The following is a 21,919-nucleotide window of genomic DNA, read 5'->3' on the forward strand; positions in this document are numbered from 1 at the left end:
TGCATTATTAGTTTGTGTCCTGAATCGCGGCATATTTGTCATTTGAGATGCGACGGAAAGGGCCAATCATTAGCAAATGCCTCGGCGCAACAGGCCCGCTCCTATCAGGACAAAAGCCGCGTGACGGCCCACACCTTGACGCGGTTGCCGCTCCCGGCAGGCCCCGACATGGGTGGGGGCGCTCGGGCAATTGCATGGGCGATGCCACCATGCAGGACAGCATGCTGCGAGGCATCATCCTGCTTCAGGATCAGGGCCCACGCCCGACGAAGAAACTCACCATGTCGACAATTCACTTTCACTATAAGACCACTTCGACGCCCGAGCAGTTTGTCGCTGCGCTGACTGACTTCGGTCCTGGTCGCTCGGAGCTCTTCGGCAACAGCGCAGACGAATACCTGAAGGTGCATCACCGGGGCGCCTTCGAGGCCGACGTCACGGAGGGCTCGGGCGGCATCTGGGAACGACTGCATTACGACTGGTCGGATCCCGATTGTGTCGTCTTGACGACAACCGACTCCAACGTATGGGGAGGCCGGTCAGGCCATACCTATACGTTCACGCGTCTGCCTGACGGGACGACCGCGCTGGACGCGGTCGTGGTGCGGGAAGGAAAGAACATCAAAGGACGGGTGCTCGGGCTCGTGCTCGGAACCATCGGTAGACACGTTCTGGCAAAGGCCTTTGCGAAGAGCATCAAGGCCATTGAAATCCAGAACAGCGTGGCAAGAAAAGAAGGCGCGCCGAGTACCGGCTAAACCTCAAACGCAGGCGGCGATCTGGGCAATCCGTCGCACCAGACTTGGGTGCGCAAACGTCAACGTCAGGCACGGCCGTGGCGGGAGGACGCGCCCCAGCTTCCCGCAGCAATCGATCACAGGGCTGCCGAGGTGAAATCGATGGACTCGCACGTCGACCACATCCTGATCGTCGATGACGACTGGGAAATCCGCGAATTGGTCTCGGCCTATCTCACCAAGAACGGTCTGCGTGTGACGGTGGCGCCCGATGGCCGGCATATGCGGTCGTTCCTGGAAGCCAATACCGTTGACCTGGGCTCGACGTGTGCGCTTGTCGAAAGCTTGCCTACGACTACCAGGACACCGGAAAGGCGGTGACCGTGCAGTAGAAGTCGGCGGCGCCATCGACACGGCTCGCCAACTCCCACAGTTTACCTATTACCCAAAAAGGAATCGATATGTTGAATCGCAAATTTGCCCCTCTCGCGCTGCTGGCATTCGGCATGGCCGTCAGCGCGCCAACCTTTGCAGCGGACGACGTCAACCAGCCTTCCGTTGTGATCGTGCATGGCGCCTTTGCCGACGGCTCTGACTGGGCGAAAGTCATCCCGCTTCTGCAAGCGAAAGGCGTGAAGGTTCAGGCCGTTCAGAACGGGCTGAACTCGCTTGCAGACGACGTGGCTGCCACGCGTCGTGCCATCGACAATCAGTCCGGCAAGGTCGTTCTGGTGGGCCACTCGTGGGGCGGCACCGTCATCTCCGAGGCGGGCGCGAATGACAAGGTCTCCGCACTGGTTTATGTGGCTGCCTTCGCACCCGATGCCGGGCAGTCGACGGAAGAGGCGGGAAAGGGATTCGCACCCGCGCCCGGCAGCGCCAAGCTGGTTGTGGATACCGAAGGCTACCTGTCGCTTCCCGAGGCCGCGCTGGCCAGCGATTTTGCGCAGGATGTCCCGGCCGCGCAGGCACGCGTCATGGCGGCCACGCAGGGGCCGGTCAAGGCCACGGCATTTGGCGAAAAGACGACGGTTGCTGCCTGGGCTGAGAAGCCTTCGTGGTACATCGTCAGCGAAGACGACCGGATGATCCAGCCGGATCTGGAGCGGGCCATGGCGAAGAAGATTGGTGCACGGGTGACGAGTCTCCCGACAAGCCATGTCCCCCAGCAGTCGCGACCCGAGGAAGTGGCAAAGGTCGTTCTCGATGCCGTGCACGCTGTTGAGGCGCACAGGTAAGAAAAGGAAGTTGCGTCTAACGGGCATCGTCACCCCCAAAGTGCGCACTGAGCGACGTGCCTGCCCATCCGTTTTTGGGAGACTGACATTGACGGCGCCACGTCAACTAGCGGTGAACGCTGCGTCCTGTCTCAATGGGATTGTCAGGCGGCCGGGGCCAATCCAGAATGAGCCAACGATGTAAGGATGGTGAAGAGATTCAGGAGACCCGATAAGCAGTCGGCACTTGGTTTGCGCTGGTTGTGCAGCGCGGCTCCGTCACTATCTGAACCCGTTTTCCGTATCCCACCACGCGTTCATCAAACTCGAAGCCGCCGGAGCGAGACGGCTTTTTTGAAAGACTAGACGGGGCACACACCCCAACCAGGAGGCATCGCATGCACCCACTCCGTCAACTCAGGGAAACAAGCGTTCCCACGTATGAGGCGATTGCCGCCATCCTGGCGGAAGACGTCGTCTTCAACAGCCCGCTTCTTGTACGCCCTATTGCCGGGCGCGATGCGGTTGCGCGAACCTTGGTCCAATCCAGCACCACCCGGGGAAGTCCAGGCGAGTACGTCCTTGAGTGCAAGATTGACGCCAACACCACGCTGCTGCGCTGGAAAGGCACAATTGACGGTCATCCTCTTGAAAGCCTGGAGCTGTTGGTGGACGACGCTAATGGCCTCTTGGTCGAGCGCACTATCGCTTTTCGCCCGTTCCCCGCGTTGCGCATCTTTCGGGACAGGATGAAGGCAAGCCTTGGCGACAGCCTGGGTGTCGGCATGTGGGACTACGAGCCCGAGGCCTGAGGCTTTGATCGCGCACCGGCGTCAGCGAGACCATGGCGCGGGTGCCGTAAGAGCGTACAGACAGCGGCGATGCCTTCGAACCCGTTGACGCCTCCCAAGTTGAGGGCCAGCGGCGCGTCAGCGCTTGTGCGGTACCGACTGGGCCGCTGCCTGCAATGTGAGCTTTTCCTCTCTCGAATTACAGCGTTGATCACGCCGTGTAGGCGCGTCTCTATACCCGACGAGTCGCGCATTTGTCGCGCCCATCTTGATTGCGACCACAATTAATCCTAGACTGAGTCGAACGGAATCCGGCTGAGCCGAGCAAGAGAAAATTATGAAAGCCATTCAATTGAACGCATTTGGCGAAGCAGATGTGCTCGGCTTGTCTGATGTTGAAGTTCCAGTTCCACGCGATGAGGAGGTTTTGATCAGGGTCTCTGCCGCTGGCGTCAGCTTCGTCGACGTGCGGCAGCGCCTCGGTGTCTACAATCAGGCGTCCACACGTGTCGGGGGCATCTCATTTCCTCACGTTCCGGGCTCGCAGGCCGTCGGAACGGTCGTCGCGCTTGGCCCGACAGCGAACCGGGCCTTGCATGGACGGAAGGTCGTTGCGCACGTCCGCAAAGGGGCTTATGCCGAATACCTGATAGCACCAGGTCCAGATTGCGTCGTGGTGCCCGATGATGCCGACGAAGCGGTGTTGGCCGCGATTCCCATGCAAGGGCTGACCGCCTACTGTCTGCTGACCGCGTCAACGGTGCTCAAAGCGGGGGAAAGCATCCTCGTGCATGCGGCCGGCGGCGGGGTCGGCAGCATTGCGGTCCAGATCGCGAAAATCATGGGTGCCGGCCCCGTCATTGCGACGGCGGCAACACCAGAGAAACGTGATTATGCGCTCGCAATGGGCGCAGATTTCGCGATCGACTATGAAAGACCAGACTGGCCCAGTCAGGTACTGCAGGCGACGGGTGGTCGCGGAGTGGATGTACTGCTGGAGTCAATTGGCGGGGATGTGTTCGAACGAAACTTTGAGTGCCTGGCCGACTTCGGACGCTGCGTCATCTTTGGGTCAGCCCGTGGCCCCGGAAAACCTGTCGAACCCCGTCGCTTGATGACCCGATGCCAAAGCCTCGCCGGATTCTACCTGCCAGTGCTCTACGACGATGTCGAGAGAACGAGTCAAGGCCTTCAGTTCCTGGTTGACCACGTAGTGGCCGGAAACATCAACGTTCGGATCGCTGAAGAGATCCCGCTCGCCGAAGCATGTCGCGCACACCGAATGCTCGAAGGCAGGGAGGTGATCGGAGCGGTCGTCCTGAGGCCGTAGTCCAAAGCCGCTTTCGAAGTTCAACGAGACATGGAGCATGTGCATCAGTCCGAAAAGTGGTCTAACACCGAATCAATCGGGGGACATTCATGGTGTATGTAAGACGAGAGCAATCTGACGAAAACCGCGCGGCCTTGCTGGCCACGGCCGGTCGGTTGTTTCGCGAACGAGGTATCGATGGCGTGGGTGTTGCGGAAATCGCGCGCGAAGCCGGGCTGACACATGGGGCGTTGTATGCGCATTTTCGCTCGAAGGACGATCTTGCGACGGAAGCCTTTTCGCAGGGCCTGGCGCGGAGCCGCGAAGCGTTCCGCGGCGAGGCAACGCGCCGCATGCGCAGCGTGTCGGAATATCTCGACTATTTGCTTTCGCCACTGCGGCGCGACAATCCTGGCATGAGTTGCCCGATGACGGCGTCGGCTAGCGAAATCGGGCGACATGGAAAGGACATCAGCGCGCGGTTCGCCCAAGGGTTTCAGGAAAAGGCGAGCGCATTCGAGGCCGTGCTTGACGAATCTATGCCCGAGGCCGAACGGCGCCGTCTGGCGATGACCATTGTCGCGGCGGAGATCGGGGCAATGGCCGCCGCCCGTGCTGTCGCAAAAAGCGACCCGTCGTTGTCCGATGAAATACTGAAGGCGGTGCATGCCGTACTGGTGAAAGCCTCGAAGGGACAGTAAAACGACGTTCGATATCTGACTGCGCCACGTCACCCGAGAATGCGCGGATCGTTCGTCTCCGGCTGGCTCGCGAGTTCATCCTCGGCATTGAAGCGCACTAACCAACCTTCATCACAGATACCCCAACTCAAGGACAACATCGTGTCACAAGATCTGTCACGCCGCCGCTTCCTTGTATCCGCCGCCGCAGGCGTCGCAGGCCTTGCGCTTGCCGACATGTCCTCGGCCATGGCAGCGTCCTCGCTCTCCCAAGACGCTGCCGTGCAAGCCGCGGCGCCTGCGCTTCCCACGCTTTCTGAAGTCCTATCAGGAGATCCTGGCTCAATGAAATTCGTGAACTACGCGAAGTACGTTCACGATCAGGACAGAGTGAACGCGTCCCGAGCCGAACACGTTGCTTATGCAGATGCACTTCGCGAACACGACCGGCTAGTGATGGGGGGGCCATTGCTGGACGACGACGGGCGGGCCGGCGGTGTCCTGCTCGTTTATCAGGTTGCGTCTGAACAGGAAGCTGAGACGTTAGCGCAAAGAGATCCGTTCGTTCTGCAAGGTGCGATTGCGGACTATCGCCTGGCGGAGTGGGCCGTGCTTAGCAGAAACGTCGACGTCAAGACCCTTGCCGCTTCGCTCGTCACGGCGGATCGGCAAGCTCAGCCCAAGGATCCGCGCGCCTCTGATGCTACGTCGCTCGCACCGGACGCACGCCCCGCGAGGCTTTATGTCAATTACGCGAAATACGTTTCCGACCACTCCCGCATCGAGCGGGTGAGGCCTGCGCACCGGTCGTATGCGCGGGCGATCAGGGCGAAAGGCGCGCTGATGATAGCCGGTCCTTTCGCAGACGACTCGGGCGCACTGCTCATTTATCGGGCACAGTCGAAAGACGAGGCGATGGCGCTGGTATTAGAGGACCCGTACCACGCCGAGGGCGTGTATGAAACTTACGCGCTTTCAGAGTGGCGGCTGTTCGGATTGAATGCAGGATTGATCGAGAGACGTTGAAGCGCATACTGACCGGGCCTTCTGTGGATAAGGCCCGGTCATAGGAGCGAAAGCGCACCTGGTTCCGCCACGTATCGAGTACGCCGAATGGACCTGAACCTGATCACGCTATTCGTTGAGATTGTGGAGTGCCATGGCCTGGCTGCGGCAGCGCGCAAGCTCGATATGTCGAAGTCAAACATCAGCCAGAGACTCAAGGTTCTCGAGCGCGAAACACGCGCGCAACTTGTCCGACGATCGGCACGCAGTTTCGAGCTGACCGAAGCGGGCCAGGTACTCTATGCCGCCGGACGGCGCACGCTTGATGATCTGGACAACGCCCGCGCATCCATCGACATGCTTGGGCACACGTTGACGGGTCGGATTCGCATCAGCGTACCCACCGGAATTGGCAGGCTGTTCATCGGGCCGAAGCTACGTGAATTCGCGCGGATTCATCCGGGAATCTCGCTGACGATCACCTTCAGTAACAGGGTCGAAGATCTGATTGCTTCCGAAATCGATATCGCGCTGCGCATCGAGCGAACACCTCCTTTGGATTACGTCGCACGTGAAGTTTGCTCCATTGACTGGGTTCTTTGCGCATCCGCGGATTATTTTATGAGACACGGACCGATTAACCACCCTGCTGACCTCGCCTCGCAGGTTTTTATCGGGCTGCCGCCGAGCCAGGAAACGACGATCGAGCTTAGAAATCGAAATGACGATGCAGACGCCCAGCTCATCCATATCCAGCCAACGCTGCAATCGGCAGACTACCCCTTTATTCTCGATGCTGTGCTCGAAGGCATGGGAATCGGCATTCTGCCGAAATACGCCATGTGCGGGTCGAGCGCCCGGAATCTCCAGCAAGTCCTTCCGCAGTACCGGATCGTCGGGCAACTAAACAGCCTGTATATTCTCACGCTGCCCAGCCATTTCCCGTCACCCGCAAAGCGGGCGCTGATAGAGTTTCTTGAAAAGGAATTGAGGGAATACGCTGAGAGCTGGAAATAAGCGCCTCAAATTGCGCCGGCCCCTCAGAACCGGTGCGCCAATTCGACACCTCACCACACTAGTTGTGCCGCTGCTGTCAACAAGGAATCACAACGATTGCGCGGCCGCAGGGCGCCACGACAATCGCCCCTTTGAACCATTGGTTCAGTGCGACCACACTACGCGCCACCACTGTGTGCACGTCCAAAAGGCCACCTGCGCACACCTCATCATGACGCCGAAAGCGGCTGTCCGTGTCACTCCAGGCCGCTTCACGTGCGCACTGGCCAACGTGCCATGCCTCCGTTCCTGGTGCCTGTGTCGACGGCGTCATGTTCACTGGTAGTTAACGCTGCATCCGTTTCCAATGGGATTGTCAGCCGGCAGCGTGAATTCCAGAATGTGCTAACGATGCATGGATGGCGAAGAAACTCAGTCCATGTTCCGCTGACACACCGAGGACCGCCAGATGGAATACCAGACAATCAACCCGGCGACAGGGAAGCTAGTCAAGTCGTTCGACACCGCGAAGGACCACGAAATCGAGGAGATTATTGCGACGGCTCAAAATGCTTTTGAACTGGATTGGCGGCATCGGTCCGTTGTGGATCGTGCGCAGATTATCGCGAAAGCAGCATCCATTCTGCGGGAAAAGGCGGAAGATTACGCGCAGATTATCACGATGGAAATGGGAAAGAGGATTGCCGAAGCCCGCGTCGAAGTGGGGTTATCGGCAAGTATCCTCGATTATTACGCGCAGCACGCGCAGGAGTTCCTTGAGCCGAAGCAGGTGCCGGAAGTGTCCGGTGCCAAAGTCCATGTTCATCCAGTTGGCATCCTGCTCGGTGTCGAACCGTGGAACTACCCGTACTACCAGATCGCGCGCGTTGCGGCTCCACAGCTCATGGTTGGCAATGTGCTCATCTTGAAGCACGCCGAAAGCGTGCCGCAATGTGCGCTGGCTTTTGCCCGACTGTTTGAAGAAGCGGGTGCGCCGGTGGGCGTGTACACCAACGTCTTCGCGTCGATCGATCAAGTCGGGACGATCATCGACGATCCACGCGTGCGCGGCGTCACCCTCACGGGCAGTGAAAGAGCCGGCGCCGCGGTGGCTGAGCGGGCCGGGCGCAATCTAAAAAAGGTGGTGCTCGAACTCGGTGGCAACGATGCCATGATCGTCCTGGAGGATGCTCCGCTCGATTGGGCCGTCAATACCGCATTAATCGGCCGGACCCTGAATTGCGGACAAGTCTGCGTTGGCTCGAAGCGCATCATTGTCGTGGGAAAACAGCGCGGTGAGGAATTCCTCAGCGGCTTCAAAAAAGCCATGACCGCGCTGCAGGCTGGCGACCCTGCGGACGCGAACACGACGCTTGGGCCGATTTCGTCGGAACGCGCCCTCGATCATCTTCTTGGCCAGATCCAGCGCGCAGTGGATTCCGGCGCAGTGATCGAATGTGGCGGCCATCGCATTGATCGAGAAGGGTTCTATATCGAGCCCACCATCCTTAGCAACATCAACACGAACGCCCCGATCTATCGGGAAGAGTTCTTCGGCCCTGTCGCTTCCTTCTTCGTTGTTGCGGATGAAGAAGAAGCAATTCGGCTCGCAAACGATACGCAATATGGGCTCGGTGGCTCCGTCATGACCGCCGATCCTGAGCGCGGCGAGCAGATCGCCGCGCGTATCGACAGCGGCATGGTGTTTGTCAATCGACCGTTCTCGACGACACCCCAGTTGCCGTTTGGCGGCATCAAGAACTCTGGATTCGGGCGCGAACTGTCGATGGCTGGATTCGAGGAGTTCGTGAACAAAAAGCTGATCACAACGGACCCGGTTGGCACGCTTCCCACGAAACCGAAGGGAAGCTGACAGGCGGTAGCTCGCTCCTGAGCTATCGATATCGACGCCTTACGAACGTCCCGTCATTTTTCGAAAGAAATTCAGGCGATATGACATGAGAAGGGCGGCATCTATCAAGTATGGAGACAAAAATGCCTTTGTGGAATATCTATCATCCAGTCGGCGCCTACACGGCAGAAGACAAAAAGGAGATGGCCAATCGTATTGCCGACATCTACATCATTCCTCGCTTCTACGTGGGCGTTCTGTTCCATGAACAGCCGAAAGATTCCTTCTACATGGGAGGCGAGGCGCGAGGCGATTTTGTCAGGCTCCGAGTGGACCAGTTCGCCAGGCACATCTCCAAGGACCCCGAGTGGACGGCGTCCTGGCTGCGCAAGGCGAATGCCGCAATTGCACCTTTCGTTCAGGATCGGGGCTACCACTTCGAGTTGCATGTCGGCGAAACACCGCGCGAACTGTGGTTGATCGACAGCATCCACCCACCACGTCCCGATACGGTAGCCGAGAAACGGTGGAAACTTGAAAACTGCGCGTCGCCGTACGATCCGAGCGAAGGCTGATCGGACCCGTTTCGTCTGAAACAGTTCGTACGCCGATATGCAACAGCCGCTGTAGCGGCCGAGCCGTCGCAGCGGGGGGCTCCCCAGCTCTCTGGCTGCTCGCCTCGCTCGAGATCGCTTTTTATCGAAGCAGAAACGTGGTGCGTACCTTCGCGCCTCGCAGCAGATCTCGCTCCAGGTCTGGCTCCAGATCGCCGCATGGGACATCGTTGGCGCGCCATTTACCCAGGCAGCCAAATACACCAGTGGCCCGCCTTTGGATATTTCTTATGCTCAACAAGATTCTGGAAACATGCGAAGCTGCGCTGGCGGACGTCCACGATGGTGCAACCATCATGATCAGCGGCTTCGGGCGGGCAGGCCTTCCCTTGCAACTGATTGACGCGCTGGTTGCACAGGGTGCACGCGATCTCACCATTATCAGCAACAACTCCGGCAGCGACGATTCGGGCTTCGGCGCGCTCATTCGGCAGAAGCGAGTAAGAAAGCTAATTTGCTCATTTCCGCGGCTCGCCGGCGCAACACTGTTTGACGCGGCGTATCGGGCGGGGGAAGTGGAACTTGAAGTCATTCCACAAGGTACGCTGGCGGAACGTATGCGGGCAGCGGGCGCCGGAATCGGTGGATTCTATACCCCAACTGCCTACGGCACCAAGCTTGCCGAAGGAAAAGAATCTCGCAAGCTGGATGGCAAAAACTACGTTTTTGAGCTACCGCTGAAAGCAGACTATGCGTTGGTGAAAGCCCATCGCGCAGACCGGTGGGGCAACCTGACCTACAGGATGTCCGGTCGCAATTTCGGTCCCGTCATGGCCAGCGCGGCGACGACTGCAATCGCCCAGGTCAGCGAAGTCGTTCCGCTCGGCACATTGAATCCAGAGGCCATCGTGACCCCGGGAATCTTTGTGAAACGCGTGGTACAGGTCTCCTGCTGCAAGTCCGACGGAAGAATTGAGTGAGATCCCGGAAATGAAGAAGCTTACACGGATAGAAATGGCGCAACGCGTTGCGCGAGACATCCCGGAAGGTGCATACGTCAATCTTGGCATTGGCGTACCGACACTTGTCGCCAATCATCTGGACCCACATCGGGAAATCATTCTTCACAGCGAAAACGGCATCCTCGGGATGGGACCTGCGCCGGGGCCAGATGGGGAAGACGATGACCTGATTAACGCAGGAAAGGAGCCGGTCACGCTGCTTCCCGGAGGCGCCTTCTTTCACCATGCCGATTCCTTTTCCATGATCCGTGGCGGACACCTGGACTACTGCGTGCTGGGCGCGTTCCAGGTATCGGTCAATGGCGACCTGGCGAACTGGCACACGGGGCAAGCCGACGCCATTCCAGCGGTTGGTGGTGCGATGGATCTCGCAACTGGCGCCAAGGAGGTCTACGTGATGATGGAGCATATGACGAAGCAAGGCCAAAGCAAGATCGTCGAACGATGCTCCTACCCCATTACCGGGATGGGTTGTGTGAGCCGGGTCTACACCGATCTGGCGGTTATCGATGTCACGCCTTCCGGCCTGCAGGTCGTGGAGATCTGCTCAGACATATCGTTCGACGAACTTTGCGAATTGACTGGCGTTCAGATGCGCCGAGGGCCAGCCGGATAGACGCTGCAAGCCAGGCCGATTCCCGGTTGCACGCCAGGGGAACTTCGCAACAAGCGTTGCGCGTTCAACGCGACAACGCCAGAACCAAATACATGGAGCAAGAATGAGCGAACCAATTGTGATGTGTGAAATTAACGAGCGCGTGACAGTGTTGACGATGAACTTTCGTCCGCACAACCTCATGGGTCCAACGATGTACCGTGCGCTGCTCGAGGAATTCGACGCTGCGGTGAAGCGCGGTTCCCGCGCAATCCTGCTGCGCAGCGGATTGCGGCATTTTTCGGCCGGTGCCGAAGTGGCGCTGTTTCCGGATCGCATTGCGCGAGAGGGCAAAGGACTGGTCGATCCGCTCGAGATTCTGCGTGCGTTCGAAACGCTGCCAATTCCGATCGTCGCGGCCGTCAATGGCACTTGCCTCGGTGGCGGCTTCGAGGTGGTGCTTGCCTGCGACTACAGCGTGGTCGCGGAATCCGCCAAGATTGGGTCGGTCGAGGTCGCACTCGGTCTGCATCCGCTGCTTGGGGGAATCCAGCGCCAGGTGGTGCGGGCGGGGCCAGCCCGCGCCAAGGAAATGGCAATGCTCGGCCGGCGGTATGACGCGGCAACCCTGGAACGCTGGGGTCTGATCAACCTGGTGGTGCCCGACGAGAAGCTTGACGAGGCTGCGCTGTCGGTCGCTCAGGAACTGGCCGCCGGCCCGACCATTGCGCATGGCGCTACGAAGCAACTTGTTCGCGTAGCGCTCAACGACGGCCTACAAGCCGCCGATGAAGCGATGTTCGAACTGCAAAAGCCGATCTGGGCGTCACAAGACCTCAAGCGAGGGCTCGAAGCCTTTGGCAAGACTGGTCCCGGCACGGCGGAATTTGAGGGGAACTAACATGACTGGACCACTAGACGGACTCAAGGTCGTGGACTTCTCGCGCGTGTTGGCCGGACCGCTCTGCGCACGGACGCTCGCCGATCTCGGCGCGGACGTGATCAAGATCGAGCCGCCTCGCCCGGACGTGTCGCGCGCCGCGTTCCCGAACCAGGACGGCATGTCGGGCTACTACGCGCAACAGAACAGCGGCAAGCGAAACATCAGTATCGACTTGAATGTGGGCAACGCGCGCGAGCTGGTGCTGCGCCTATGCGACGAGGCTGACATCATCGTCGAGAACTTCCGCGCGGGCACGCTCAAGTCGTTCGGCCTTGACTACGAGACGCTCAGCCAGCGCAATCCGCGGCTGGTGTATGTGTCGATCACCGGCTACGGCCAGCGCGGACCGTGGGCATCGCGCATGGCCTATGCGCCCACGGTGCAAGCCGAAGCCGGCTTCACACACAACACGATGCGTCATTTCGAAGGCATCGATGCGGGCCGAAAGTGGACGGATCCGCTGTCGCACGCAGACGTCTACGCGGGCCTGCAGGCAACCATCGCGGTGCTCGCCGCGGTGCGCAAGCGCGAAGTGACTGGTCGCGGACAGTACATCGATGTGGCGATGGCAGCCGTGATGCTGTCCATCAACGAACGCGCGCACCTCGATCTCGCGGGTGTAGATACCGGCGCGGAGCCGGGTGTGCTCGGCGCGACCGAAGGCCCGCACTTCGTCGGGCCTGGAGGCGAGGCCTTCGTCGCGGCGCAGAGCATCGTCGGCAGTAACACGTTTCCGAACTACCTGCGCGCGATGCGGCGAATGGACCTTGGGCGTGATCCGCGCTTTAGTACCGCTGAGCGACGACTCCAGAACTACGGCGCGCTGCATGCAGTGATCCAGAAATGGATGCTGACGTTCCGCGACCTGAAAACGCTCGACGCGCAACTCGACGAAGCGAAGATCGCGATCGGCCAGATACGCTCGCTGAAGGAACTCGCCGAGACCGACTGGGCGAAGCAGTGGGGCGCTGTGCAGGAAGTGCCTGACCGGCGAGGTGGTTCGTATCTTATCCACGGCTATCCGTGGCGGTTTTCGGATGACCAGCTCGGCCCGCGCAGCGCACCGGCGTTTCGCGGTGAGCATAACGAACAGGTGTTCCGCAGCGTGGGCCTGTCAGAGAACGAGGTGCGCGCAGCCGTCGAGGCGGGCGTCCTCGTCGGCGGCCTTCCGGACTCGGTGAAGAGCCTGCCGTTGGCGAAAGTGCGGGATGTCGTCGGATCGGATCAAGATGTCGCCGCCTCTATAGAGGATTGATCGGGCCAACGCCTTTGCAGGTTGAGAGATCGCGCGAGTAGCTTTACGAGCGACAAACAGGAGACTTCCATGAGCAAAGCAAGTAGTACGTTGATCGGGATTGTGGTTGGCGCCGCGGCGTCGGCGATGTTGCCGATCCTGGGTTACGCGGCCGATGACGTCCAACCGCAGATTCGCGATGTCGCGACGAAGCACGTGATCATTGAAACGAAGAAGCGGTATGCCGACGTGTGCGGGTTCATCGAAAGCAAGTTGGGCCGCCTGGACCAGCCGATGCGCGACATGCTGCAGAACGGCCAGACCGAACAGCTCCGCGAATCGGCTGCGCGAATCATCAGGAACTACGGCCTGTCCATTCACTACATTGCCTACCACGGCAAGGTGCTCGCGCTGAACGGTCCGGCGGAAAACCTGAAGACCTACTACATTGGCGACATCCTGTCTGCATCCAGGATGACGCGCGAGGTGCGGGCGGCGGGCCTGTATGCGCCACTGCGTGCGGTCGTATATGAGAACGCGTCGGGCGGCACCACCATCGAATACGATCGACCCTCTTCACTGTTCGGGCAGTTCCACAATCCCACCACCGATGCAATGGGCGTCAGTCTGGATGAGCGGATGAGCAAGCTCATGCACGACGCGGCTAGCTGACTTTTCCCGCTTCGCCGTCGCAGTTGTGGGCAAGGACCAATGGATACCTTGTCCAACCTTTGTCGCATGCGTACATGTGCTTTAGGGTTTCCGGTTTCAAGTGCTTTTTCTACTGAGGATGAAAAATGGCAAAAGGATATTGGGTGGCAGCGTATCGAGCGATTCATGACCCAGATAGGCTGGCAGCGTACGGTGCCCTCGTAGGACCTGTAGTGAGCGCAGCAGGCGGAAGATTTTTGGTGCGAGGCGGCGAGGTTTACGCGTTCGAAGCGGGTCTGAAGCAAAGGACCGTTGTGGTTGAATTTCCTAGCTTCGAGCAGGCTCTAGCTGCGTATCAGAGCGAGGCTTATCAGGCGGCATTGGCTGTACTGGGCGATGGCGCGGAAAGGGACGCGCGCGTCGTCGCAGGTGTAAACGACTGAGACGTTCCCGTAGACTGCCAAGGTGGCCCGCGCCGGCTTGGGGCGACAGAAATGGCCAGCCGTGGTCATCGATTGCGACGCCAACGGAAAAGGGTGGCGCAGCACATAACGACTTCTGCTGCCGGCAGAGGCATTCGGAGACAGAGATGATCCCCACAAATCAACACCGCCGCGCCGCGGTGGAGGACGCACTTTACCGGAAGGTCTCGCTACGCGTGATTCCCTTCCTCTTTGTTGCCTACGTAGTTTCCTTCATTGATCGTATCAATATTGGCTTTGCGCAGTTGCAGATGAAGGGCGATCTCGGGTTCAGCGATGCCGTTTACGGGCTGGGAGCGGGGATCTTCTTTATCGGCTATTTCCTCTTCGAAGTGCCCAGTAATCTCCTCCTGCACAGGATCGGTGCCCGCCGAACCTTCGTGCGGATCATGGCATGCTGGGGTCTGGTTTCCGCGGGAATGGCGTTCGTTGTGGAACCCTGGCAACTCTATGGGATGCGCTTCCTGTTGGGTCTGTTCGAGGCAGGCTTCTTCCCAGGGATCGTTCTGTATTTGACCTACTGGTTCCCGTCAAGCCGGCGAGCTGCCGCAACTTCCTGGATGTTCGTGGGCATTGCCGTCGCCGGCGTCGTGGGGGGAATCGTGTCTGGCGCGATCATCGACCAAACCAATGGACTTCATGGTCTCAGAGGCTGGCAATGGATGTTCATCCTGGAGGGACTTCCTGCGGTAGTACTTGGGATCGTGGCTTACTGGATGATCGATGACGGTCCGCGCACCGCAGTGTGGCTGACGCCCCAGGAGCGCCATACCCTGCTCGCCAGGCTCAGCGAAGAAAAAAGTCAAAACACCAACGGTGCAGCAAAGTCCCTGAGGGACGTGCTGAGGGATGCGCGTGTATATCTACTGGCTGCAGTCTATTTCTCGCTGGTTTGCGGAACGATGGCGATCAGCTTCTGGCTACCCGCCGTGATCAAGGGCGCCGGAGCCAAGACGATCTTCGAGGTCGGCTATCTCAGTGCGATTCCGTACGGAGTCGGGACATTGGGAATTCTTTTGATTTCCAGACATTCGGACGCAAAGCAGGAGCGACGCTGGCACTATCTCGCCTGTACGGTGGGCGGCGGCATTGCCTTGTTCGTCCTGGCCTTCTGGACGCATAGCCTGCCCGCTGCGCTGGCGTTGCTTGCCATTGCCGTGACGTTTTCCTTCTCGGCGCTCCCTGTTTTTTGGACAATTCCGCAACGCTACCTATCCGGCGTTGGCGCGGCAGGGGGAATCGCCGTCATTAGCAGCCTGGGTCAGTTGGGAAGCTTCTTCAGCCCCACCATGATTGGCTGGATCAAGGCTACGACGGGCAGTCTCAATAATGGCCTAATCGTCCTGGGCGCGCTGATGATCCTGGGTGGTATTGGCCTGTTTCTGGCCCTTGGCAATCTGGAGACGACTGGTGCGAAGTCGCCGGACTTGACTGCTGCTGCCGAGACTTGAACACCCCATCCGCACGCACAAATGGGCAAGGCACGCCAGTCAGTAAGCCGGATGCGCGCATACGGTACGCAACCGTCTCCCCAACTCCAATTGTAGGAGCACAAAATGAACATTGAAAATCACGTCACGGCGAAGACTCGATATGTAGAGAGTAACGGGATTCGCTACGCCTATCGGTGCTTCGGATCCGACAAGGGTACGCCCCTAATCTTGCTGCAACATTTCCGGGGCGGAATGGACAACTGGGACCCGTTGGTAACAGACGGCCTTGCGCAAGGAAGGCAGGTTATCGTCTTTAATAATGCAGGTGTCGCGAGTACGAGCGGTGAGACGCCGGACACGATTGACGCTATGGCCGATCACGTTGCCATCTTTGTCAAGGCTTTGGAATTGCGGAAGGTGGACGTCCTGGGACTTTCAATCGGCGGTTACGTGGCCCAAAGCTTTGCCCTGAGGCACGCGGATCTTATCAGACGCCTGGTATTGGTAGGAACGGGCCCTCGGAACGGTGAACCCCCTTCCGATCCTCGCATCAGGGAAGTCGCGGCGAATGCCGTACCCAGCCTGGAGGACTTCCTTTATCTGTTCTTTGCGCCAACAGAGTCTGGACAGGAAGCCGGAAAAGCCTTCTGGGAGCGTCGCCACCAACGCAAAGACGCGGACGTCCCCTCGTCGGTTCAGACCATGCAGGCGCAAACGGCAGCAATCATGGAATGGCGCCAGCCTCGTGGAGAACGGTATGCAGAATTGAAGAGAATCTTGCATCCGACGCTGGTTGTAAACGGCCAAAACGACATCATGGTGCCAACCATCAACTCGTTTACGCTTCAACAGTATATCCCCAACGCTCAACTCATTCTCTACCCGAACGCTGGTCATGGATCGTTGTTTCAGTATCCGCAACTTTTTGTCGAGCATATGAAGCTTTTCCTCGAAGCGGCCTAATCGAATGGCCAATGCCGTCAGGGTTTACTTTTAGCGGGTGCGTTACGGGATAATTTGGCCCCGAGACTGCAACTGATAGAGACTCGCTGAGTGAAATTTTTGATAATTCACCCCGTAAAACATCATGATAGGAAATGACATGACCGCCGCTGAGGCTCTGGCGAAGAAGATCCTTTTCAACTATCGGAACCCGCTAAAAGAATGTGGTGTGGATTTGCATCAGAATCTGAAGTCGGTTCTGGATCTTTGCAGCGCATCCATCGAGGATATCGGCGGGACGCTCACATTCTCTGGAGCGGACCCGATTGTAAATAGTCGTCTTCCGTTTGGTGCGATGTCTGCAATCAGCCTGGCGGCGAAAGCGATTCTGGTTGCAAAAATTTGGAAGGAGCGAACCGGGGAAAGCCAAGACATTCACGTTGATGTCCCGAAAGCTCTACGTCGATTCACTCCGTTCTGGGAAAAGAAATGGGAGCTTGTGAATGGTTTTCCAGGAAAATCAGATCCGTACAATCCATTCTTCGCAATGCCTGTTATGCATCAAACGAAGGACAATAAATGGATAATGCCATTGAATATTTATCCTTCGATCAGGCAAAGGGCGATCGGTCTATTGGGCGGCGGTGGAGATCCGGCCTCAATTGCTAGAGCGATCAAAAAATGGAATGGCGAAGATCTTGAGAATGCGGCCAGTGACGCAGGCGTTGTCATGGCACTCGGCCGCCGGATCGAAGAGGTCGTTAAGCTGGACGCATTTCTAGAATCAGTGGGCTTGATGCCGCTAATAGAAATTGAAAAGGTGGCAGATGGCGACCCTATCCCTTTCAAACCGAACGCGAAGACGCCGTTGGATGGCGTTCGAGCTTTGGGCACATCTCATGTGATCGCCGGGCCTTCAATTGGCAGGAGCCTCGCATTACACGGTGCCGACGTGTTGAATATTTTCCGTCCGTCAAATGTCGAGTTGGACGTATTTCAATATACCTCACATGTCGGAGTGCGGACTGCAAAAATGGAACTGCAGGAAGATGGCCATCGAAACGGGTTTTATGAGCTTGTTTCGGGAGCTGATATTTATTTCAACAACCATCGACCGGGTTGGCGTGAAAGGTTTGGGATATCGAATTCAGATTTAAGGGAACGCAATCCCAACATTATCGATGTCGATATCTTCTACGCAGGAGAGGCGGGCCCCTGGTCGAATCGACCGGGGTTTGATGTCTCGGCTGGCTTGGCGTGGGGCCTGAACAATATCGAAGGGACAGACGACAGGCCAGAGCACCCTCCCCACGTAGTGATATGTGACTATCCAGCCGGGTGGCTAGCTGCGACGGGTGCCATGGCTGCTCTGTATCGGCGATCCCAAGAAGGTGGTAGTTATCGCGTCAAGGTTTCCTTGGGTCGGGTTGCGCTGTGGCTTCCAGAAATGGGGGTGTTCGATCGCGATTTTGCGAAGTCAATGGCGGGATCAAAGGATGGCCATATTTATCCGGACCCGGAGCAATTTACTGTTAGCACTCCGTTGGGACAGTACACTGGAGTAACGGAAATGGTTGAGATGTCTAAAACGCCTGGCCATTACCAACATCCGCTGACTCCGATAGGGTCCTGGGAGCCAAGCTGGCTGTAACTCGACGGACGCCTTGCCAGTTGCCTGTCCCATTCTTCCGGTGAGGTATGGCCGATGCCATCGCGCATTGGGATGCCTTCGCCCTTGAATACGCCGTCTGCGCACGCGGTGGGACAGTAATCGCAGTGCGTACCACAGGCGCCTCCCTTGCCGGACCTTTCCGCTATTGGGCGCCAGTTCCGATACTCGAAGGCAAAGAGAAATTATCGAGTGATTGAGATGAGGGTCACAAGGGAAAAAGCAGCGCAGAACCGGGATGACGTGCTGAACAAGGCATCAGAGTTGCTTCGGGCGCGGGGACCGGATGGCGTGGGCATTGCGGACTTGATGCGCAGCGTCGGGCTGACTCCCGGCGGATTTTACGGTGCATTCGGCTCCAAAGCTGGGCTGATCGCGGAGGCAAGTGTTCGCGCGCTGGAAAAAAACGTTGAGTACTGGAAGCAGTTCAATCCGGCGAGCTTTGCTCAGGAAGTGCCGCGGAGAATGGCTGAGTATCTCGATGCATCGTTCCGTGATGGCCCGGCACATGGTTGCCTTGTTTCCGCACTGGGCCCCGAACTGTCAAGACAAGGTGAGCAGACACGGCATCTTGTCACAGAGGGCGTCAAGCAATTGCTCGATGTGCTCGAACACCGCATGCCCGCGAAGCTGTTGGCGCAGCGACGTGCGCAAGCCATAGCCGCCTATGCAGCCACAGTAGGAGCGCTTGTTCTGGTGCGTCTCGTCGACGACGAGGCGTTAGCGAGTGAAATTCGAGACGCGGTCGCCAATGCAATGCCTTCCCCTCAATAGATGAACGGGTGTCTCTGAAGGAGCCCGACAGCCGTCATGGGCGGAAAGCCGGTTGCCTTTCTTTCGTAGCCTGCAATTGCACGCTTAGGATTAGTCAGATGTCATTGCCTTCACTTTTTTCGCCAATTCAAGTCGGGCGTAATGAGCTCGCTCACCGGGTGGTCATGGCACCGCTAACGCGGATGCGCGCAGGGCCGGGCAACGTGCCCAACGATCTGGCGCCGGCGTATTACGGCCAGCGCGCTACGGGTGGTGGCTTAATCATCGCCGAAGCGACCCAAGTCACACCCTCTGGCCAGGGCTATCCCGCAACACCCGGAATCCACTCCGCCGCGCAGGTGGAAGGCTGGAAGAAGGTAACGGATGCAGTCCATGCAAAGGGAGGGCTCATCTTCCTACAACTCTGGCACACCGGCCGATCGTCCCATTCGAGCTTCCAGCCAAATGGCGAGTTGCCCGTCGCGCCTTCCGCGATCGCCATCGAAGGTCATTCGGCATTGACGCCGGAGTGGAAGAGGGTGCCGTACGAGACGCCGCGCGCGCTTGAACTTGCGGAGATTCCGAAGCTCATCGAGAGCTATCGTGAAGGCGCGCGAAATGCAATGACTGCAGGATTTGACGGCGTAGAACTGCACAGCGCCAACGGCTACTTGATCGAACAGTTCTTGCACAGCCGATCCAACCGTCGGACGGATAGCTATGGCGGGTCAATTGAAAACCGGGCGCGGTTGCTCCTTGAGGTAACGGTGGCGCTGATCGAAATTTGGGGCGCCGATCGCGTCGGTGTTCGACTGTCGCCGTTCGGCACGTACAACGATGTCGGTGACGACGATCCGATTGCCCTTTATAGCTATGTCCTCACTCAGCTTGGCGAGCTTGGTATTGCCTACGCTCACCTGATCGAAGCACGTGATGGCGCGGGGATGGAAATCGATGCCCCGCAGGCAGTGGACCAGCTCAGGCCCTTCTGGCACAAGACCTTGATCGTTGCGGGAGGCTTCACGGCCGAGTCGGCGGATGACGCGATCCGCTCGGGTCGCGCCGATGCGGTGGCCTTTGGAAGGCAGTTCATCGCCAACCCGGACCTGCCTCACCGGCTTAAGGTGGGCGCTTCGCTGAATGCCTATGACCGTTCGACGTTCTACGGTGGGGGCGCCGCAGGTTACATCGACTATCCAGCGCTGGAGACGGCACGCGCGGCAGAGTGACCGCCGGGCCCGAACTGGGGCCTTGACTCGCAAGCCAGCAACAATTCCCAATGACCCAGGAGTACCGAATGCATGTAGCTCTACTGGCATCCACAGGCCGTGCAGGCCGAACCATCCTCGATGAGCTCGTTCGGCGCGGCCATCATGTCACGGCAGTGGCGCGAAACCTGGACAAGCTTCCTGAGGGCCTTCCCGAAACTGTCACGGCGGTGCAGGACGGCCTGACGAGCGTCGACCGCATCGCGGAAATTATTCGCGGAGCGGATGCGGTGGTGAGCGCCTTTGGTCCATCGAGCAGTGATCCGCGCTATTCGACGGATATTAGCTATACGGATCAAATGGTCAGTGTTACCGAGCGACTGATTGCCGCGGTTCGCGAGGCCGATGCACCTCGCCTGATTGTGGTGGGAGGAGCCGGATCCCTTGAGTTCTCTCCCGGCGTGACTGTACTTAAGTCTGGCTATTGGCCGGAGCCTTACGTCAACATCGCCACTTCTCACATGAAGGCCTTTGCCGCGCTGCGGGCATCCGACATCAACTGGACATACTTCAGCCCGCCCATGTTGATCACCCCTGGTGAGCGAACCGGTCAGTTCCGCCTGGGGGGCGACAGCCTTATCAAGGATGCGGAGGGGAAAAGCCTGATCTCGTTCGAAGACTATGCGGTCGCGCTGGTCGACGAACTCGAAAAGCCAGCGCACGAGCGCGCCCGCTTCACCGCCGGCTACTAACAGCGTTCTGGTACTGGCGAATCCCGATGGCTGCCGCAGCCTAGCCGGTCAGGTATTCATCCCAACCTGGAACAACAAACATGCGTATTCGATTTATCAATCGGATGGCCCACTCCCGGCGTCGAGCCATCCTGGGCCTGGCCGCCATGCCGCTGGTGGTCGCGAGCGCCTTCGCGCAAGACTGGCCCAGCAAGCCCATCAAGCTGATCGTGCCGTTCCCGCCGGGCGGTCCCACGGATACTGCATCGCGCATCGTGGCACAGAAACTGGGCGAGGCGCTCAAACAGCCGGTGGTGGTGGAAAACCGGGCTGGCGCATCAGGCTCCACCGCCGCCTCGCAGGTGGCCAGGGGCACGCCCGACGGCTACACGCTGATGATGCTGGCCATGCCTACGCTGTTAGCGCCGCATTTGTATAAGAGGGCGGGATATGACACCACCAAGGACTTCACGCCCGTTGCGACCATTTATGACCTGCCGATCGTGATGGTGGTCAACCCGACGGCGCTGCCCAACGTGACGGATCTGTCCAAGCTGATCGCGCAGGCCAAGGGCCAGCCTGGCAAGCTCAATTACACCAGTGCGGGCGCGGGCAGCTTCGGCCACCTGAGCATGGAACTGCTCAAGCAGATCGGCGGATTTGACATGCAGCACGTGCCATACAAGGGCGCCGCGCCCGCGATCAGCGACACCCTCGGTGGGCAGGTGCCCGTGATGTACGCCGACCTAATTGGCGCACTGCCGCACATCCAGGCAGGGAAGCTGCGTGCGATCGCGATCGGCTCGCCGCAGCGCGTGAGTATCCTGCCCGATGTCAAGACCATTGCCGAGCAGGGCTTCCCGGGCTACGACGCGGTGTCCTGGGGCGGCCTGTTGGCGCCGCCGGGAACGCCCAAAGAGGTGGTGGACCGCATCTCCGGCGAGGTCGGCAAGATCCTGGCCAACAAGGATGTCCAGAACAAGCTGCTGAAGGCCGGGGCCATCGCCAACTTCCAGCCGCCAGCGCAGATGAGCCAGCGCATCGGCCAGGACTACGCCAAGTGGGGCAAGGTGATCCGCGACAAGGGTATCGCGGCCGAGTAAGACGCTGGCGGT

At 58.9% G+C, this 21,919-nt stretch carries 23 protein-coding genes and 1 pseudogene; 23 read left to right on the forward strand and 1 reads right to left on the reverse strand.

Translation table 11 applies throughout. The features are described 5' to 3' along the window. Positions 1-194 precede the first annotated feature (194 nt). The 6 genes and pseudogenes from CupriaWKF_RS32515 (at position 195) to CupriaWKF_RS32540 (ending at position 4,755) form a co-directional block, all read left to right on the forward strand. Complete coding sequence (locus tag CupriaWKF_RS32515; RefSeq protein ID WP_276103449.1) at positions 195-758, forward strand: hypothetical protein; 564 nt, start codon at positions 195-197, stop codon at positions 756-758. A gap of 141 nt (positions 759-899) precedes the next feature. After that, a pseudogene (locus tag CupriaWKF_RS32520) lies at positions 900-1,055 on the forward strand (DNA-binding response regulator); the annotation flags it as partial. A 188-nt stretch (positions 1,056-1,243) separates the two neighbouring features. Further along, positions 1,244-1,975 (forward strand): alpha/beta hydrolase, encoded by a 732-nt coding sequence (locus tag CupriaWKF_RS32525; RefSeq protein ID WP_276103450.1) that lies wholly within the window; start codon positions 1,244-1,246, stop codon positions 1,973-1,975. A 377-nt stretch (positions 1,976-2,352) separates the two neighbouring features. Further along, the gene (locus CupriaWKF_RS32530) at positions 2,353-2,766 is read left to right on the forward strand and encodes a hypothetical protein (RefSeq protein WP_276103451.1); all 414 of its coding nucleotides are present in this window, start codon (positions 2,353-2,355) and stop codon (positions 2,764-2,766) included. 316 nt (positions 2,767-3,082) lie between these two features. After that, positions 3,083-4,075 (forward strand): zinc-binding dehydrogenase, encoded by a 993-nt coding sequence (locus tag CupriaWKF_RS32535; RefSeq protein WP_276103452.1) that lies wholly within the window; start codon positions 3,083-3,085, stop codon positions 4,073-4,075. Between the two features lie 89 nt (positions 4,076-4,164). After that, positions 4,165-4,755 (forward strand): TetR/AcrR family transcriptional regulator, encoded by a 591-nt coding sequence (locus CupriaWKF_RS32540; protein ID WP_276103453.1) that lies wholly within the window; start codon positions 4,165-4,167, stop codon positions 4,753-4,755. Positions 4,756-4,784: 29 nt separating this feature from the next. Here the strand turns inward: CupriaWKF_RS32540 and CupriaWKF_RS32545 are convergent, their stop codons facing one another. Next, positions 4,785-4,985 carry a hypothetical protein gene (locus CupriaWKF_RS32545; protein ID WP_276103454.1) on the reverse strand — a complete coding sequence of 67 codons (201 nt, stop codon included), beginning with the start codon at positions 4,983-4,985 and terminating at the stop codon, positions 4,785-4,787. A 94-nt stretch (positions 4,986-5,079) separates the two neighbouring features. Between CupriaWKF_RS32545 and CupriaWKF_RS32550 the strand changes: the two genes are divergently transcribed. The 17 genes from CupriaWKF_RS32550 (at position 5,080) to CupriaWKF_RS32630 (ending at position 21,907) form a co-directional block, all read left to right on the forward strand. After that, positions 5,080-5,760, forward strand: coding sequence for a YciI family protein (locus CupriaWKF_RS32550; RefSeq protein WP_276103455.1), 681 nt, complete (start codon positions 5,080-5,082; stop codon positions 5,758-5,760). Between the two features lie 87 nt (positions 5,761-5,847). Beyond that, the gene (locus CupriaWKF_RS32555; protein ID WP_276103456.1) at positions 5,848-6,756 is read left to right on the forward strand and encodes a LysR family transcriptional regulator; all 909 of its coding nucleotides are present in this window, start codon (positions 5,848-5,850) and stop codon (positions 6,754-6,756) included. A 448-nt stretch (positions 6,757-7,204) separates the two neighbouring features. After that, the gene (locus CupriaWKF_RS32560) at positions 7,205-8,608 is read left to right on the forward strand and encodes an NAD-dependent succinate-semialdehyde dehydrogenase (protein ID WP_276103457.1); all 1,404 of its coding nucleotides are present in this window, start codon (positions 7,205-7,207) and stop codon (positions 8,606-8,608) included. Between the two features lie 122 nt (positions 8,609-8,730). Then, positions 8,731-9,162, forward strand: coding sequence for a tautomerase family protein (locus CupriaWKF_RS32565; RefSeq protein ID WP_276103458.1), 432 nt, complete (start codon positions 8,731-8,733; stop codon positions 9,160-9,162). A 269-nt stretch (positions 9,163-9,431) separates the two neighbouring features. Beyond that, the gene (locus CupriaWKF_RS32570; protein WP_276103459.1) at positions 9,432-10,121 is read left to right on the forward strand and encodes a 3-oxoacid CoA-transferase subunit A; all 690 of its coding nucleotides are present in this window, start codon (positions 9,432-9,434) and stop codon (positions 10,119-10,121) included. Between the two features lie 10 nt (positions 10,122-10,131). Then, complete coding sequence (locus tag CupriaWKF_RS32575) at positions 10,132-10,779, forward strand: 3-oxoacid CoA-transferase subunit B (RefSeq protein ID WP_276103460.1); 648 nt, start codon at positions 10,132-10,134, stop codon at positions 10,777-10,779. A 103-nt stretch (positions 10,780-10,882) separates the two neighbouring features. Then, positions 10,883-11,659: an enoyl-CoA hydratase/isomerase family protein gene (locus CupriaWKF_RS32580; RefSeq protein ID WP_276103461.1), complete on the forward strand. Its 777-nt coding sequence runs from the start codon at positions 10,883-10,885 to the stop codon at positions 11,657-11,659. 31 nt (positions 11,660-11,690) lie between these two features. Next, positions 11,691-12,956: a CoA transferase gene (locus CupriaWKF_RS32585; protein WP_276103462.1), complete on the forward strand. Its 1,266-nt coding sequence runs from the start codon at positions 11,691-11,693 to the stop codon at positions 12,954-12,956. Positions 12,957-13,082: 126 nt separating this feature from the next. Continuing rightward, complete coding sequence (locus CupriaWKF_RS32590; protein WP_276103463.1) at positions 13,083-13,607, forward strand: DUF302 domain-containing protein; 525 nt, start codon at positions 13,083-13,085, stop codon at positions 13,605-13,607. Positions 13,608-13,732: 125 nt separating this feature from the next. Next, the gene (locus CupriaWKF_RS32595) at positions 13,733-14,029 is read left to right on the forward strand and encodes a DUF1330 domain-containing protein (RefSeq protein WP_276103464.1); all 297 of its coding nucleotides are present in this window, start codon (positions 13,733-13,735) and stop codon (positions 14,027-14,029) included. A 146-nt stretch (positions 14,030-14,175) separates the two neighbouring features. Further along, positions 14,176-15,519, forward strand: a complete 1,344-nt coding sequence (locus tag CupriaWKF_RS32600) for an MFS transporter (RefSeq protein WP_276103465.1) — start codon at positions 14,176-14,178, stop codon at positions 15,517-15,519. 105 nt (positions 15,520-15,624) lie between these two features. Beyond that, positions 15,625-16,464, forward strand: a complete 840-nt coding sequence (locus CupriaWKF_RS32605) for an alpha/beta hydrolase (RefSeq protein ID WP_276103466.1) — start codon at positions 15,625-15,627, stop codon at positions 16,462-16,464. Positions 16,465-16,603: 139 nt separating this feature from the next. Continuing rightward, positions 16,604-18,094 carry a CoA transferase gene (locus CupriaWKF_RS32610; RefSeq protein ID WP_276103467.1) on the forward strand — a complete coding sequence of 497 codons (1,491 nt, stop codon included), beginning with the start codon at positions 16,604-16,606 and terminating at the stop codon, positions 18,092-18,094. A gap of 147 nt (positions 18,095-18,241) precedes the next feature. Then, a complete protein-coding gene (locus CupriaWKF_RS32615) occupies positions 18,242-18,886 on the forward strand; it encodes a TetR family transcriptional regulator (protein WP_276103468.1) in 645 nt (214 codons plus the stop codon). 98 nt (positions 18,887-18,984) lie between these two features. After that, positions 18,985-20,094, forward strand: a complete 1,110-nt coding sequence (locus CupriaWKF_RS32620) for an alkene reductase (RefSeq protein WP_276103469.1) — start codon at positions 18,985-18,987, stop codon at positions 20,092-20,094. A 68-nt stretch (positions 20,095-20,162) separates the two neighbouring features. Then, on the forward strand, positions 20,163-20,825 hold the full coding sequence (locus tag CupriaWKF_RS32625) for an NAD(P)H-binding protein (protein WP_276103470.1): 663 nt from the start codon (positions 20,163-20,165) through the stop codon (positions 20,823-20,825). Positions 20,826-20,929: 104 nt separating this feature from the next. Further along, positions 20,930-21,907, forward strand: a complete 978-nt coding sequence (locus CupriaWKF_RS32630; protein ID WP_276104094.1) for a tripartite tricarboxylate transporter substrate binding protein — start codon at positions 20,930-20,932, stop codon at positions 21,905-21,907. The last annotated feature ends 12 nt before the right edge of the window (positions 21,908-21,919 follow it).

It is taken from the genome of Cupriavidus sp. WKF15 (genome assembly GCF_029278605.1).
Taxonomy (GTDB): Bacteria; Pseudomonadota; Gammaproteobacteria; order Burkholderiales; family Burkholderiaceae; genus Cupriavidus.

Excerpts from the sequence above, each read along its gene's own strand:
- CupriaWKF_RS32610 (WP_276103467.1), top strand. The coding sequence starts at position 16,604 with ATGACCGCCGCTGAGGCTCTGGCGAAGAAGATCCTTTTCAACTATCGG.
- CupriaWKF_RS32590 (WP_276103463.1), top strand. The coding sequence starts at position 13,083 with ATGTTGCCGATCCTGGGTTACGCGGCCGATGACGTCCAACCGCAGATT.
- CupriaWKF_RS32605 (WP_276103466.1), top strand. The coding sequence starts at position 15,625 with ATGAACATTGAAAATCACGTCACGGCGAAGACTCGATATGTAGAGAGT.
- CupriaWKF_RS32595 (WP_276103464.1), top strand. The coding sequence starts at position 13,733 with ATGGCAAAAGGATATTGGGTGGCAGCGTATCGAGCGATTCATGACCCA.
- CupriaWKF_RS32555 (WP_276103456.1), top strand. The coding sequence starts at position 5,848 with ATGGACCTGAACCTGATCACGCTATTCGTTGAGATTGTGGAGTGCCAT.
- CupriaWKF_RS32530 (WP_276103451.1), top strand. The coding sequence starts at position 2,353 with ATGCACCCACTCCGTCAACTCAGGGAAACAAGCGTTCCCACGTATGAG.
- CupriaWKF_RS32535 (WP_276103452.1), top strand. The coding sequence starts at position 3,083 with ATGAAAGCCATTCAATTGAACGCATTTGGCGAAGCAGATGTGCTCGGC.
- CupriaWKF_RS32625 (WP_276103470.1), top strand. The coding sequence starts at position 20,163 with ATGCATGTAGCTCTACTGGCATCCACAGGCCGTGCAGGCCGAACCATC.
- CupriaWKF_RS32560 (WP_276103457.1), top strand. The coding sequence starts at position 7,205 with ATGGAATACCAGACAATCAACCCGGCGACAGGGAAGCTAGTCAAGTCG.
- CupriaWKF_RS32525 (WP_276103450.1), top strand. The coding sequence starts at position 1,244 with ATGGCCGTCAGCGCGCCAACCTTTGCAGCGGACGACGTCAACCAGCCT.
- CupriaWKF_RS32630 (WP_276104094.1), top strand. The coding sequence starts at position 20,930 with ATGGCCCACTCCCGGCGTCGAGCCATCCTGGGCCTGGCCGCCATGCCG.
- CupriaWKF_RS32515 (WP_276103449.1), top strand. The coding sequence starts at position 195 with ATGGGCGATGCCACCATGCAGGACAGCATGCTGCGAGGCATCATCCTG.
- CupriaWKF_RS32620 (WP_276103469.1), top strand. The coding sequence starts at position 18,985 with ATGTCATTGCCTTCACTTTTTTCGCCAATTCAAGTCGGGCGTAATGAG.
- CupriaWKF_RS32540 (WP_276103453.1), top strand. The coding sequence starts at position 4,165 with ATGGTGTATGTAAGACGAGAGCAATCTGACGAAAACCGCGCGGCCTTG.
- CupriaWKF_RS32550 (WP_276103455.1), top strand. The coding sequence starts at position 5,080 with ATGAAATTCGTGAACTACGCGAAGTACGTTCACGATCAGGACAGAGTG.
- CupriaWKF_RS32565 (WP_276103458.1), top strand. The coding sequence starts at position 8,731 with ATGCCTTTGTGGAATATCTATCATCCAGTCGGCGCCTACACGGCAGAA.
- CupriaWKF_RS32600 (WP_276103465.1), top strand. The coding sequence starts at position 14,176 with ATGATCCCCACAAATCAACACCGCCGCGCCGCGGTGGAGGACGCACTT.
- CupriaWKF_RS32575 (WP_276103460.1), top strand. The coding sequence starts at position 10,132 with ATGAAGAAGCTTACACGGATAGAAATGGCGCAACGCGTTGCGCGAGAC.
- CupriaWKF_RS32545 (WP_276103454.1), bottom strand. The coding sequence starts at position 4,985 with ATGGCCGAGGACATGTCGGCAAGCGCAAGGCCTGCGACGCCTGCGGCG.
- CupriaWKF_RS32580 (WP_276103461.1), top strand. The coding sequence starts at position 10,883 with ATGAGCGAACCAATTGTGATGTGTGAAATTAACGAGCGCGTGACAGTG.
- CupriaWKF_RS32570 (WP_276103459.1), top strand. The coding sequence starts at position 9,432 with ATGCTCAACAAGATTCTGGAAACATGCGAAGCTGCGCTGGCGGACGTC.